A 14,200-nucleotide genomic window follows, 5' to 3' on the forward strand; every position below is an offset into this window, starting at 1 on the left:
AATATGACAGTTGGAGCACAAGTAAAACAATGTTTATCGACCGTAAAAGGCATTGAGGCAAGTTTATCTAGTCTTGCCATTACCTCACAAGATGAAGATGCAAAAAGAACATTTCATGAAATGATGATGGTAATGGCTGAAGTAAAAGAGGATTTAAAAATACGTGTTGGTCAATTAGAAATGGAAGAATTTCAGTACAAAGGATTTTAATATTGATTGCAAGAGGTGATTAACAGTGCCTGAGTGGTTGGACGTTGTTGTAAGATCTTTTCTCTTTATAGTTGTTTTGTTTTTAATTACGAAAATATTAGGAAAAAAGCAGTTAACAGAGCTTTCTTTCTTTGAGTATGTCACAGGAATTACAATCGGCAGTATTGCCGGAGAAGTCATTATGGGACTTGAAGGGAATATGTGGCATGGTGTAATCTCCATTTTAATTTTTGGGGCTGTTCCATTTTTTGTAGGTATCATTTCTTTAAAAAGCAAAAGATTCAGCGATTATGTTGAAGGAAAAGGAACAATATTTATTAAAGACGGTAAGGTGATGGAAGATAATTTAAAGAAAGAAAGATATACAGCTGATGAATTATTAGAACTTCTTCGCCGAAAAGATGTTTTTCAAGTTGCAGACGTGGAATTTGCTGTACTTGAACCAACTGGTGATTTAAGTGTTTTATTAAAAAAAGAAAATCGGCCAGTTACAGTAAAAGATCTTGGTTTAGTAACTCCAAATGAAAAAGAGCCGCAAACAGTTATCATGGATGGAGAAATTTTGGACGAACCACTTGCAAATGCTGGGAGAAATCGACGGTGGCTTGAAACAGAGTTGGACAAATTGAATGTAAGCATTGAAAATGTTTATTTGGCTCAAGTAGACACTTATGGTCAATTAACTGTTGACTTATTTGATGATAAAATAAAAGTAGCTTCCCCACAAGAAATACCATTGCTGTTAGCAATGATAAAAAAATGCCAGGCTGATTTAGAATTGTTCTCCTTAGCTACTGAATCAGAAGAGACAAAGAAAATGTATCATCATAATGCATTAAAAATCGAAAAAGTAATAAACAAGTTGACGCCATATCTTAAGAATTAGAGGAGCCTTTCTTAAATGAAAAGGTTCCGTTTACTTTTCTTTGTTTTATATTTTTTTAAGAAGGAAATGATGAAATCTTCTGGAGAAAGCTTAAAATTTTACTAGGAGTTAATGTTAGAGCAATGGATAAACTAATCCTTTTCATACATAGGTGATATAAGAGGATTTGATAACGGGTGTATTAACGTTAAAGGGACTTCATCATCTGAAGTCCCTTTTTTTAAAAAAAATAATTCAACAATAATTTTTAACAAAGCTTTTATTTCAGAAATCAGAAAAGATTTAATGTCTCAACGAGCGTTTGGAAATACTCTTCGAACCGTTTCATTGAATTCTTCAAATAAACCTTCTATCGGATCGCCTTCATTTATTCTATCTCCGTAATCTGTCATTCGTTCAATAAAATCAGGATTGGATGATACAAACACGTTTCGGATATCTGGATCTGCGGCCTTAACTTTATCAGCTATCTTATTTTCTAGACGATCTGTTACTTCGCCTTTTGTATCGTCGCGTAAAACAACTGCAGCATAGGCATTTTGGTTTGTAACAATCACGTTTGCTGTCCTTACTTCGTTCAATTCTGTTATACGTTCAGCAGCCTTATCAGCAACTTCCATTCGGTTTTCGTTATCATTATTACGAACAAAGTCATTGTTACCGTTTCGAATCTCTCGAATACCGACATCATCCTGATTGTATCCGACATTTCGGATGGGATTTTCATTTTGTCCATTTTGTCCTTCATCCGCTTGAAAAGCGTTACATCCAAATAGTCCTGGTATTAACAATAAAATCATTGGTATATATCTAACTTTCTTCACTATGATCACTCCTTATATAGTTTATATTTTTAAAATGAACTGTATTGTTAATAAATATGCATAAGATAAATTGGTGAATTAAGTACAATGCTTATAAATTTTGACTGCAATGACTTTACATCGTTACTTAAATTCGTGATTTTCTAATACAATCACAGTTTCATTATTCGATTTTCCTTTTTGTTTCGTGTTCTCGACCAATCGAATAATATCATTACAGCATTGTTTCGCACCTAAAACTAATAACGAGACACCGATGAAATCAATTTTCAACCCTCTAGAAAGGAATCCTCCAATTGTCATCGCAAATGGAACAGTTGGTGATGTGTTAGAAAAAACTATTTTTTCATGACCATTATATTTATCTTGCAATAATAAGCTTAGGTTTTTTAAAGCAGGAACAACAAGTTTGGAGGATCTTCGACCTATTGTATAAACAGAATTTCCATCCTCATCTATTCCATGAAAAATGAGCTTTCCCATATCTGAACTAGTTAATTTATTAAAATAGTTAGCATTCAGTATTTCTTCTTTAGTTAGCTTTCGATCACTAGGTAATTTTTTTAAATGATAAGCTGCTGCCAAGGCTGTGGTATGTGTTCCACCGAAATCATTATAGATATAAATCACGGAATCATCCTTTGGTATTTTTATATCATTTATTATCGACATTCGACGAGCTTTCATTCTAAAAACCATACGGGAAAGTGGACGGAATCATATTAACTTATTTCGTGCAACCTTCTTAATTTAAAAAAATATTATTTTACTATAAAAATTAGATTGGGAGTAAAGAACACAATAGAGTATTTGTTTAAATTTGTTATTTTTTCCTTGATTTCATGACTTTTTGAATTTATTGGTAATAAAAACTAGAGTTGTGGTAAATATAAGGTCGTGTAATTAATTGATGTTATGCTTTAGAAACTAAAAAACTCATATATGTGAGGTAAGTCAAGTGGAAAATATTATGATTGGGATTGACGTTGGATCTACCACAGTAAAAGCCACTGTAGTGGATCCGAATACGAAAGAGATTCTGTGGTCTGATTATCAGCGTCATAATACGAAACAGGCTGAAAACGTATTGGAATTCTTGGTTCGTATTGGGAATGAGTTTTCTGAAGTACCGAAAGAAAAGATCCGCGTGTTTATTACGGGATCCGGTGGCGGTCCGATTGCGGAGCATATCGGTGCCAAGTTTGTTCAAGAAGTGAATGCCGTTACAATGTCAGTTGAACAACTGCATCCTGATGTAGGTAGTGTGATTGAACTCGGAGGACAGGATGCGAAGATCATTATTTTTAAAGAAAACGCAGAGACAGGTGATAAGCAGGCCATTACTTCCATGAATGACAAATGTGCCTCAGGTACTGGTGCTACGATTGATAAGTGCATCATTAAAGTAGGTATGCCTGAAGCAGAAGTAGCCAAGCTCGCTTTTGATGACACCAAACTGCATCATGTTGCAGCAAAATGCGGTGTTTTTGCAGAAACGGATATCGTGAACCTCGTGAAAAGCAGCATTCCTTCTTCGGAAGTCATGTGTTCCTTGGCGGATGCTATTGTTATGCAGAACCTTTCTGTACTGACCCGTGGGAATACATTACGGCATAAGGTTCTCTTGTTAGGTGGACCTAATACATACTTGCCTTTTCTACAACAATGTTGGCGCAAACGAATTCCCGAATCATGGGAACAGCGGGGATACAATTATCCGAAAGATATACCGATTGATGAACTAATTTTTGTTCCTGAAAATTCCCAGTACTATGCTGCGTATGGCGCTGTCATGTATGGACTTCATGAACCAAGTGAAGTGGGTCTTTACAAAGGTATAGAAGAATTGAAGAAATTTATTACCCATGGACGAAAGGCAAAGCTAGGTGAAAAAGCCGGTGCGCCATTAGTAAAAAACGTAGAGGAATTGGAAGAATTTCGCCGTCAGTACAGTGTTCCTAAATTTAAGCCAGCTTTCTTTGAACCAGGACAAACCGTTAAGGCAGTAGTTGGTCTTGATGGGGGCTCCACTTCATCAAAGGCTGTGCTGGTTGATGAACATGGAACGATTCTCCTTAAAGAATACCAGCTTTCTAAAGGAAATCCGATTCAAGATACGAAGGAGCTTCTCGGACGTATTTACGATAAAGTTCATGCAACTGGAGCCAAGCTTGAAATTATCGGCTTTGGAGCAACCGGATATGCTGCAGATGTCCTGGAAAAGACATTAAAAGCAGATGTCAATATTGTGGAAACAGTTGCTCATATGATGAGTGCCGTCCATTTTTTCGGGGATATTGACGTTATTTGCGACATTGGCGGCCAAGATATAAAAGTCCTTTTTCTGAAAAATGGAGATATCCGGAATTTCCGCTTGTCAAATCAATGTTCAGCTGGGAACGGAATGCTGTTGCAGGCGATGGCTGACCAGTTTGGAATCCCTGTTCAAGAGTATGCTGAAACCGCATTCAAAGCGGATCTGAGTCCGAAATTTTCTTATGGATGTGCAGTATTTCTTGATTCTGACCGGGTAAATTTTCAGAAGGAAGGCTACGCAAAAGAGGAGCTCTTAGCTGGACTGGCCTTAGTGCTGCCAAAAAATGTATGGCAGTATGTTGTGCAAATTCCGCGGATGGCGGAACTTGGCCGCAAGTTTGTCCTGCAGGGAGGGACACAGCATAATCTGGCTGCTGTAAAAGCACAAGTTGACTATATTAAAGAGCGGGTTCCGGATGCGCAAGTTTTTGTTCATCCGCATACGGGTGAAGCAGGAGCAATTGGAGCTGCCATGGAAACCCTTCGTGTAGTAAAGCGGCGGGGATACTCAACTTTTCTTGGGCTTAATGCAGCAATCGGCTTAAGTTATATATCTCGCAATGATGAATCAACTCGCTGCAACTTTTGTCCGAATAACTGCAGCCGCACATTTATCGATACGACTGCACCTGATGGACAAACAGCCCGCTATATCTCAGGTTTTAGCTGTGAGAAGGGAACGGTGGAAAACAAGGAAGCGATGATTCAGCTGACTCAAGAGCGCAACAAGCTGAAAAAACAATACCCTAACCTGGTAGATTATGAATCCCGGAGAATGTATAGACATTTCTACGATCCTGTTCCCATGCCTGAGTCAGACCAAACGATTGAGGATGTCAAAATCAAACCTGGTTTGCTAAGTTTTGGGATGCGTAAAAGTAAATTTATCCGTTCATTTCAACGTTCTTCAATAGATGCAATGGAACGGCGGAAACAGCTTCGCATCGGTATTCCGAAAGTGTTAAATATTTGGTCTACAGCTCCATTTTGGCGCACTTATTTCGAAACACTGGGCATCGATCCAAAAAATATCGTATTTAGTGACGACACGAGTGAGGAAATGTGGCAGGAAGGCGGAAAATACGGTTCAATTGATCCTTGTTACCCGTCAAAAGTAGCACAAGCGCATATTCATAATTTATTGTTCAAACATCATTCAGAACGCAAAGCTCTAAATGCGATCGTGTTCCCATGCATTACTCATATTCCGACTCATTTGCAGAATGTGGTGGATTCCACGAGCTGTCCGATTGTTGCTGGGGCTCCTAATGTTATTAAAGCCGCTTTTACGAAAGAAACGGACTTTTTCAAGGAAAGAGGGATCACTTATTACGATCCGGCGGTAACATTTACAGAACCGAATATGCTGAAAAAACAGTTATATGAGGCGTTTACAGATTTCTTACAAATAACAGAAGACGAAAGTAATTTTGCAGCAGATGAAGCATGGAAGGCTATGGAGATTTTTGATCATGAGATGCAGGAAAAAGGAAAAATGATCCTTGAACAAGTCGAAGTGGAAAATCGCATTGCCATTCTTATGATCGGACGTCCTTATCACTCGGATCCAGGACTTAACCACAGTGTATTGGATGAGTTTCAGGTGTTAGGCTATCCGATACTATCTATGCGCTCCATTCCAAAAGATGAAGCTTGGCTGCGCCGCTTTTTCAAAGGTGATTTAGAAAGTGGAAGAGTGGATCATGCATTGGAAGTGACCGATGTATGGCCAGAAAATTTCAGTTCAAATAGTGTTCAGAAAGTTTGGGCTGCTAAGTTTGCAGCAAGGCATCCTAATCTGGCGGTATTGGATCTTTCCAACTTTAAATGCGGTCATGATGCTCCTACCTATGGGCTGATTGACTCGATTATTTCAACAGCCGGCACTCCTTATTCGGCTCTACATGATATCGATGCAAATAAGCCGAGCGGTTCCATTAAAATTCGTGTCAAAACTTATGCGCATAGTCTTGGACTACATGAGGAGCGGCTTCAGGATTTAGCACAAAAGAAGATAGAATTGCAGCAACTTATTGAAAAAAAGCGCCGTGAATTACTACATCAACCGAACGAAGAGAAAAAAGCGATATCTGAATAACACAACAAGGAGCTGATGTGAAAGTGAGTACAACAAAAGAACGTGAAGTTGTTAAGGAGAACCGTCAGTCGGATTATCTTCGTTATTTTGAGAAAGAATTGAACCGGTATCAAGCTGAACAAGAAGAAGAATTGGGACTTGGTCAATCAAAAGCACAATGGTTTGATCCGGTTCCCCGCCAATTTTTTGAGAAGGACAAAGAATCTACTACTATTCTTTTCGGCGGTTTTACCATGGCACATGACTACTTGATGGAGGGAGCGCTAAAAGGATTAGGATATACTGTAAAACACATGGATTGTCCGGATACGGAATCTCTCCGCTTTGGCAAGGAATTTGGGAATCGCGGGCAATGTAATCCAACGTATTTTACTGTAGGGAATCTAATCAAATATCTTTCTTATCTTCGAGATGTTGAGGGTAAATCAAAGGAAGAAATTGTGAGCAAGTATCTGTTTATTACGAGCGGTTCCTGCGGACCATGTCGTTTTGGCACCTATGTGACAGAGTATCGGAAAGCACTTAGGGATGCTGGATTTGATGGGTTTCGAGTGTTGCTCTTTCAGCAGCAGAGTGGCTTAAAGCAGGCTACAGGTGAAGAATCAGCGCTTAAATTAGATAGTTCATTTTTCCTTACATTTTTAAAGGCTGTATTAATCGGAGATATTTTGAATGCAATAGGATACCGCATTCGCCCATATGAAGTGGAAGAGGGGTCTACCAATGCTGCACTTGAACGCTGCAAGCAGCATTTATACAAAGCTTTCAGTGAGCGTAAACAACTTATACCAGCTTTATACCGATGCCGAAAAGAACTGCAAACGGTAAAAGTCGACAGAACGAGAGTAAAACCAAAAGTAAGCATTATTGGCGAGTTCTGGGCGATGACCACAGAAGGAGACGGCAACTATCAGCTGCAAAACTTTTTGGAAAGTGAAGGCGCTGAAGTAGAAGTGCAGTCTGTTACGGCATGGATCTTATTTTTGATATGGGAGGGGCAATATGATACTCGCAAACGGATGAATTTGCGTGAAGCTGATTCTAACAGTAAGGGTTTAAAAGGAAAGAATCCTATTAAACGTCTACTATTATTAGAATTAGCCGATCGTACCGTCCGCGGGATGTTCCATACTTATGCCAGAGCGATTGGGCTTCGTGGCTATCACTTACCTGATATGAATGAAATAGCTGAGGTCGCTCACTCCCACTATAACAACCACCTAAGGGGTGGAGAAGGACATATGGAAGTTGGCAAGCTTATACTTAATGTGAAAAAACGGAAAGTAAATATGACGATTTCTGTTAAGCCATTCGGATGTATGCCTTCATCAGGTGTTTCCGACGGAGTTCAATCGCTTATTACCGAGATTCACCCTGAAGCGATTTTTCTTCCAATTGAAACGACTGGAGATGGGGCAATTAATGTTTATAGCAGAATACAAATGATGTTGTTTAAGGCTAAACAGACTGCGCAGAAAGAATTTGATCAAGCTTTAGCTAAAAAGGGATTATCCATAGAACAACTTCAAAAAAATGGTTTCAGCCGTTCGTATATAATCGAACCTTTAAAGGTTAGCAAACATTCAGTTGCATGTACATCAGCAAATGTCGTTAATCACTTTCGCGGAATTCCAAATAGGTTTTCTTTTCGCCGTAATAAAGTAAAAGAAGCATAAAAGTATTGGATAAAATAGGATCATTAAAAAGCATAACGAATAGCTCGTTGCAGCATTGTAGCGGGTTATTTTTTTCATATTTACGATAAGCTATATTTATTCCAATTCTAATTCCTCTTATCATTACTTATATTTGAATCCTAATAAAAAGGGTGTAAATCTTGAGTAAACAAGTCTTAATACTATCAGAAGCTATTGGTAACGGTCATACAAAAGCAGGAGAAGCATTGATGGAAGGAATTTCTCATCTTGCTCCATCTATACAAACACAAATTTTAGAGTTAGGACAGGTACTTCGTCCTCTAAGCACTAAGCTAATCGTAAACTATCGTTCATTCCCCTTCATTATGGAGAAAAATCTATCTTTATAAAAATAACAAGCCTTTTTCCAATTGGAAAAAGTACGTCATTCATCAGTTGATTCACAGAGAAATTGAAGTTTTACTTAACAATGAAAACCCTCGCCTCATTGTCTGTACGCACCCTTTTACCAGCTCAACTGCGTCACGGCTAAAGAAAAGGGTTATAAGTTTACTCTTTGCACGATGGTGACAGATTTCCATGTTCATGGAGCATGGGCTCATTCTGAGGTAGATACCTATATCGTTTCAAATAAGAGATGTGTATAAGCAATTAATAGATATGGGCATTCCAAATAATCGAATTGCTATCACCGGCTTGCCTATAAGATCAAATTTTTGGGTTCAAAAAAATAAACAGGAGATGCGGCAAAAATTAAAATTGAGAGACATTCCTACCATAATGCTCATGGGGGGAGGACTGGGATTAGGTGGAATTCAGAAACTTACCCATGCTCTATTAAGATGGAAAGAAGAAATCCAAGTAATCATATGTACTGGAAACAATGAACACTTAAGAAGTTTCTTTAGAAGAGATGAAAAATTTCATCATCCAATATTCATATACTAGGGTTTGTTGATATGATCGATGAATAAATGGAAGCCACTGATTTTCTCATTACAAAACCAGGCGGCTTAACTTGTTATGAAGCATTATCAAAAGGCCTGCCTTTATATATCTTTCAACCAATACCTGGACATGAAGAAAAAAATTGTGACTTTTTAATAAATAATCATTTAGCTATAAAAATTGATAATATCGAAAACATCAATAATATAATTGGAAAATTGCTCTTTTCTTCAAAAGAATCGGAGTATTTCTATAAAGTCATAGAAGCTTGGTATTTATCGTACCATCATTATAGGCAAGATATTGTTGCTTTTAACGGCAAATGATCAGAAGCTTTAAGTGTTTTTGTCATAACTTCTGCTTTAACAACCTTAAGATCAGGACTGACAAATATGTAATCCAGCCTCATTTTAGGGCTAAGTGACGGATATGTGTAACCTGGTCCCTCTCCTGAAACCTGCCAAGTATCTTGAACATTATCAGTTAATCTTCTCCAACCGCTTGATCCAGGTTTCATATTCCAATCTCCCATAATGATAATGGGATGGTGATAATGATGAAGTTGATCGACAATAAATTCAGTTTGCTTTCTATGGAGAAAGGGATTAAGACTTAAATGAGTCACCATTACTTGATATAACTGATTATTTATTTGGATTGTTGCATTAAGCAATGACCTTCCTTCAATCAGTCCGGGTATATAATTAAATGCATGGTTCTTTCTTGTCACAATGGGATATCGTGACAGAAGAGCATTTCCATATTGACGTTCATTAGTTGATTTTTTAGATTTTATAGAAAGAGATGGACTGAAAAAGTGCTCTGTATTTAATTGTTTTGCAAGCCACATTGTCTGATCTTCAAAAAGACTACGTTTAGAAAAATGTTTATCAACCTCATTAAGACCAATAATATCTACATCACTCTTTTCAATTACTTCAGCTATTCTGGAAAGATTTCTTTGTTTATCAATACCTTTGCCATGATGAATATTAAAGGTCATTACTTTAATTTCCATATTATTTTCTCCTCTTACTATTGAGTTTAGTTACTTACATAAAGAAAATTAATTTAGATACTTGTCATAGGAAAAAATAACGTATATTTTCCTTGTTTTTATACAACCTAATTTTAGGAGAAACCACCAAAAATAAGTGAGTGAGAAAATAAATGTAATACATTTCTAAAACATCCTATTTATTTAGCTTAGTTTTATTATAAGTCTGTTGGAGCTTTTCCTTAGATATAAATAAATAATAAGTATCAGGTATTTTAGAGATTTTTGGTTGTTCTGCAGACAATAAATAAAGGGGGGTTTGCGATATCCTTTTAAATAATTTGTAAAGTGGATGGCAAGGTTGAAAAATCTCAAAACCAATTTTCTCTGCCCCTTTATACAACATAGTTATGCCAATAACTCCTTTAATTTCATTTTTCTCTTTATGGCCGTTAATATACTCTGCAATAAGAGGCATCGATATAAGAACTTTCTGGAAAATGATTCTCCCTCTTCTAACAGAGCATGGAACACCTTTCAATTCGCTTAAAAGTTTAACATTGTGTAAATGTATTTTTACCAATTTATCATTTTTCTTTATCAGTGTTCCGTCACTTAAGAGTACTTCTTTACCTTTATATTTTGTTAATCGTACACGGAAAATACCTGAGTGACGATCGAGGTATTCTAATCTTGTGAATAAGTAATATAAAGGATCAAGTATATTCCAAAACGAAAGAAGATAGCTACGCATCTTTCTTACCTCCTTAATTGTCAATAATAATTTGTCATTTTTACTTTGGAATTATAATTGAGAAATTTTCCTATTATTTATGAGTGGTTTTTTGAAAGGACGAGATACCGATGACTATGAATCCATCAGGGAAGAAACAGATCATTATGCTATTAGTTGATACTTTAATGGATATTACGTTACAAGAAGCGATCAAGAATGGAAAAGCACCTGCTCTTCAATTTCTTATAGAAAATGGCTATAAAATCCCTAACCTTGTGAGCCCATTTCCAACAATGTCTGTTAATGTTGATAGTACATTGCTCACCGGTGTTTACAGTGATCAACATAAAGTTCCGGGTTTAGTATGGTTTAACAAAAAGGAAAATCGAATTATTAATTATGGAGGTAATGTTAGAGAGCTTATAAAATTAGGATTAAAACAGTCAATGGAAGATATTTTTTACAATTTGAATCATAACCATTTAAGTAAAAAACATAAGACGATTCACGAAACCCTTGTGGCTCAAGATATTCAAACTGCATCGATCAATACTTTAATGTATAGGGGAAATCAATCAGTACAAATAACATTTCCTTTTCTTATGTCATTGGTTACAGGAATGAGAAGGAAAATATTCGCATACGCACCAAATCTGTTTTCATACGGTGCAATGGCAAAATTGAATCGATTAAAAAGGTACTCCTTTTTTTGGCAGAAATATGGGTTTAATGACAAATTTACAGCAAATGAATTAATATATCTTATCGAACGGGATATGCTACCCGCACTCACAATTGCTTACTTTCCTGATTTAGATCAACGCATACATAAAAAAGGGAGAATGAATAGTAAAGGAGTTGAAAAAGTAGACAAGCAACTTCAAACAATTCTGAATACATATTCTACATGGGAAGAGGCATTAAAGAATAATATTTGGATTGTTTTAGGTGATAATGGTCAAGCATGGATTGAAAAAGATCGTAACAAAGCTTTGATTGATTTGAGGAAACTTTTGAAAACATATCGAATTCCAAAATTAAAGGATAGAATTACCTCATCAGACGAAGTCATTCTTTGTACAAATGAAAGAATGTGCTTTATTTATACCCTTGATTCTGATCGTATACTTCTAGAAAATCTAGCAAAGACTTTACAAAAAGATGAAAGAATTGATGTTATTGCTTGGAAAAAAGACAATTCCATCCTGGTAACTTCCGGAATTCAGGATGGAAAGCTAATTTTTCATCCTTCAGGAGATTTTAGGGATGAATACGGACAATCTTGGTCTATAGAAGGAGATACTGCAATATTAGACCTGTCAATAAATAAAAACATGATTAGTTATGGAGTTTATCCAGATGCTTTGGCAAGACTCTATACGACATTTTTTTCGCATGAAGGTGATTATCTTGTTGTTAATGCAAAGCCGGGATACGAGTTTTTAGCCGAATCATCGCCTACTCATGTTGGGGGAGCTAGTCATGGAGGATTACATGAGCAAGATTCACTTGTTCCCATGATTGTTACTGGAACAGATACAAAACCGAAAAATTTACGTATCTTGGATATAAAAGATTGGATTTTGTCTTTAATTTAGGAAAAATTAACACAATTTTTAATACATCTCCTATTTTCATTTTTTTGCAAAACCTCTACTAAAAACGAGGCTGTCTCAAAAGGGTCTGATCCTTTGTGTTAAGTCAGCCTTGTTTCATTTCACTGTTGTTAACCCATATCCTTGATAAAAAGCATGCCAATTAAATGATCAGTCGTCGTTAATTTACAGGATTGGATGCTGCTTTTATAATAAAGGGGAAACAATTCATACTGAAAACTCGTACAAATACGGTCTTAACTCATTTAAAACGATTGTTGAGAATAACGGGTTTAAAACAGAAAAGGTTTGGACGGATCCTTAATCCTTTTTCAGTGTCCATTATCTGACTTTAAGCTTCCTATGAGGTGCAGCACTACTCAAAAAGCAAAGCGCTTTTTAGTAAAATTTGACTAATTCTAAAATAACCTCTAAAATAAACAAGGCTTTGTTAAAGAAAGCATCGTCTTGTTTATTAATAATAGTACTCACCTTTGTAATATTTATTTAGAAGAAAATATTCTTTCAAATTTTTTGATGCATGTATTTAAAATTGGAAAACATTAAGTATGATTTCAAATTTACGTGACAAAATAATATGTGTATTTTTTAGGATAAGTAAATAAAAATGAGGTTGAAAAAATGTTTACTTTTGTCGGAAAATTAATTCTACTATTTGGACTTGTGGTTCTAGCAATGCGCTGTATGGGAAAGACGGTGTTGGCTCAGTTGACTCCGCCTGATCTTGCTGCCATTGTTTTTCTCATTACATTATCTGTCAGTCCTCTCAAAGTAAACGGAATTGGACAGGCTATTGTAGGGATAATCACAATTGTCGTTATCTATTGGTTATTTTCTAAATTAAGTCTTTTTCGCTGGCTTAACAGGTTGTTCATCGGCCATCCAAGCATTTTAATCAAACATGGGAAAATCTCTAAAAAAGAGTTACTAAAAACTCGCTTTTCTCTCGTAGAGCTATTATCAGCTATTCGGGCTGCAGGATATCCAAACATAAAGGATCTCGATTATGTGATCCTTGAACCAAATGGAGATCTTAGTATTTTGCCTAACCAAGCTGTTGTAAATTTGACTCCAAGACACTTAAACATTGAAACGGACTATCAAGGACTACCCCTTGCTATGATTGTTGAAGGGAACCTCCAACATAAAAATTTACGATTAATCCAAAAGGATGAAAATTGGCTTCAGGAAGAGTTAGCGAAAAAAGGATTTCATCAATACAATAACATTTTTTATGCTGCCGTTAGCGATAAAGATCATTCTATTATCATTGATACCGGTAATTAAAACAATTGATATACATAATAGATGGTGCATAGTATTGAAAACAACATAGTATCTAATTTGTTTTCAATTTATACCCTATTTGGTTAACACATATAAATGATGTTATTTATTGTAATAAAATAAGTACGAGAATTTAGGAAAATAATCGACAAAATTTTTAACACATCACATAAGACATAGATATTAAAATTTACCAACACTATTTACTCTAGATTTATACAGAATATGATTGTCTCCAAAAAAACTTCAGGGGGTAATCTCGAATGAACAATTTGATCAATCTTTTTTCATTAATGGGAGGAAGAAGAAATTTACGCTTGTTTAACATTTTTAGAAATAGAAGAACGAATAACGGCAGCATGATTTTATGGTCATTACTTGGTTTAACAGCAATTGGAGTGATTGGAAGCCGAAATACAGTATGGGGACAAAAAATTCAAGAGGGCTATAACAATCTTCGAAATACTCCAAGAATGCCATTACAAAACTCAGTGAATTTTGCTACTGAATTTGCAGAAGAAGTAACACCTAATATTTTTAATAAAAACAATAATAATCAATAGAGTTTTTCAGATATGGGGCTATCTCAAGGAGGATAGTCCCTTTTTAAAGTAAAAGAAAAAT

At 35.9% G+C, this 14,200-nt stretch carries 14 protein-coding genes and 1 pseudogene; 11 read left to right on the forward strand and 4 right to left on the reverse strand.

All coding sequences use genetic code 11. The features are described 5' to 3' along the window. Positions 1-3: 3 nt before the first annotated feature. Positions 4-210: a DUF1657 domain-containing protein gene (locus GMB29_RS13280; RefSeq protein WP_136354266.1), complete on the forward strand. Its 207-nt coding sequence runs from the start codon at positions 4-6 to the stop codon at positions 208-210. A 25-nt stretch (positions 211-235) separates the two neighbouring features. Next, positions 236-1,096: a DUF421 domain-containing protein gene (locus tag GMB29_RS13285; protein ID WP_136354268.1), complete on the forward strand. Its 861-nt coding sequence runs from the start codon at positions 236-238 to the stop codon at positions 1,094-1,096. A 290-nt stretch (positions 1,097-1,386) separates the two neighbouring features. Here the strand turns inward: GMB29_RS13285 and GMB29_RS13290 are convergent, their stop codons facing one another. Together GMB29_RS13290 and GMB29_RS13295 are read right to left on the reverse strand one after the other, a co-directional pair. Further along, on the reverse strand, positions 1,387-1,896 hold the full coding sequence (locus tag GMB29_RS13290; protein ID WP_136354365.1) for a YhcN/YlaJ family sporulation lipoprotein: 510 nt from the start codon (positions 1,894-1,896) through the stop codon (positions 1,387-1,389). A gap of 147 nt (positions 1,897-2,043) precedes the next feature. Then, entirely contained in the window at positions 2,044-2,550 is a 507-nt protein-coding gene (locus GMB29_RS13295) for a DUF3189 family protein (RefSeq protein ID WP_136354367.1), read from the reverse strand. 340 nt (positions 2,551-2,890) lie between these two features. Here GMB29_RS13295 and GMB29_RS13300 point away from each other — a divergent pair, with 340 nt between their 5' ends. The 5 genes and pseudogenes from GMB29_RS13300 to GMB29_RS27440 all read left to right on the forward strand — a co-directional run bounded on the left by GMB29_RS13300 (position 2,891) and on the right by GMB29_RS27440 (position 9,266). Further along, on the forward strand, positions 2,891-6,334 hold the full coding sequence (locus GMB29_RS13300) for a BadF/BadG/BcrA/BcrD ATPase family protein (RefSeq protein WP_136354369.1): 3,444 nt from the start codon (positions 2,891-2,893) through the stop codon (positions 6,332-6,334). Positions 6,335-6,357: 23 nt separating this feature from the next. Then, positions 6,358-8,010: a 2-hydroxyglutaryl-CoA dehydratase gene (locus GMB29_RS13305; protein ID WP_136354270.1), complete on the forward strand. Its 1,653-nt coding sequence runs from the start codon at positions 6,358-6,360 to the stop codon at positions 8,008-8,010. Positions 8,011-8,171: 161 nt separating this feature from the next. After that, the gene (locus GMB29_RS27430) at positions 8,172-8,381 is read left to right on the forward strand and encodes a hypothetical protein (protein WP_227551327.1); all 210 of its coding nucleotides are present in this window, start codon (positions 8,172-8,174) and stop codon (positions 8,379-8,381) included. Beyond that, a pseudogene (locus GMB29_RS28090) lies at positions 8,368-8,639 on the forward strand (MGDG synthase family glycosyltransferase). Before GMB29_RS27430 ends, GMB29_RS28090 begins: the two are co-directional and overlap by 14 nt. Positions 8,640-8,966: 327 nt before the next feature. Next, positions 8,967-9,266 (forward strand): hypothetical protein, encoded by a 300-nt coding sequence (locus tag GMB29_RS27440; RefSeq protein WP_227551328.1) that lies wholly within the window; start codon positions 8,967-8,969, stop codon positions 9,264-9,266. Here GMB29_RS27440 and GMB29_RS13315 read toward each other — a convergent pair. Together GMB29_RS13315 and GMB29_RS13320 are read right to left on the reverse strand one after the other, a co-directional pair. Beyond that, positions 9,230-9,958 carry an endonuclease/exonuclease/phosphatase family protein gene (locus tag GMB29_RS13315; RefSeq protein WP_136354272.1) on the reverse strand — a complete coding sequence of 243 codons (729 nt, stop codon included), beginning with the start codon at positions 9,956-9,958 and terminating at the stop codon, positions 9,230-9,232. The two genes, GMB29_RS27440 and GMB29_RS13315, sit on opposite strands and share 37 nt — an antisense overlap. A gap of 175 nt (positions 9,959-10,133) precedes the next feature. Beyond that, a complete protein-coding gene (locus tag GMB29_RS13320) occupies positions 10,134-10,691 on the reverse strand; it encodes a YkoP family protein (protein WP_136354274.1) in 558 nt (185 codons plus the stop codon). 116 nt (positions 10,692-10,807) lie between these two features. Here GMB29_RS13320 and GMB29_RS13325 point away from each other — a divergent pair, with 116 nt between their 5' ends. The 4 genes from GMB29_RS13325 (at position 10,808) to GMB29_RS13340 (ending at position 14,139) form a co-directional block, all read left to right on the forward strand. Next, complete coding sequence (locus GMB29_RS13325) at positions 10,808-12,271, forward strand: alkaline phosphatase family protein (protein WP_136354370.1); 1,464 nt, start codon at positions 10,808-10,810, stop codon at positions 12,269-12,271. A 190-nt stretch (positions 12,272-12,461) separates the two neighbouring features. Next, positions 12,462-12,593 (forward strand): L-histidine N(alpha)-methyltransferase, encoded by a 132-nt coding sequence (locus GMB29_RS13330; RefSeq protein WP_264766609.1) that lies wholly within the window; start codon positions 12,462-12,464, stop codon positions 12,591-12,593. Positions 12,594-12,910: 317 nt separating this feature from the next. Next, entirely contained in the window at positions 12,911-13,576 is a 666-nt protein-coding gene (locus tag GMB29_RS13335) for a DUF421 domain-containing protein (protein ID WP_136354276.1), read from the forward strand. Positions 13,577-13,839: 263 nt separating this feature from the next. Then, the gene (locus tag GMB29_RS13340) at positions 13,840-14,139 is read left to right on the forward strand and encodes a hypothetical protein (protein WP_136354278.1); all 300 of its coding nucleotides are present in this window, start codon (positions 13,840-13,842) and stop codon (positions 14,137-14,139) included. The last annotated feature ends 61 nt before the right edge of the window (positions 14,140-14,200 follow it).

The organism is Metabacillus sediminilitoris, from assembly GCF_009720625.1.
Classification (GTDB): domain Bacteria; phylum Bacillota; class Bacilli; order Bacillales; family Bacillaceae; genus Metabacillus; species Metabacillus sediminilitoris.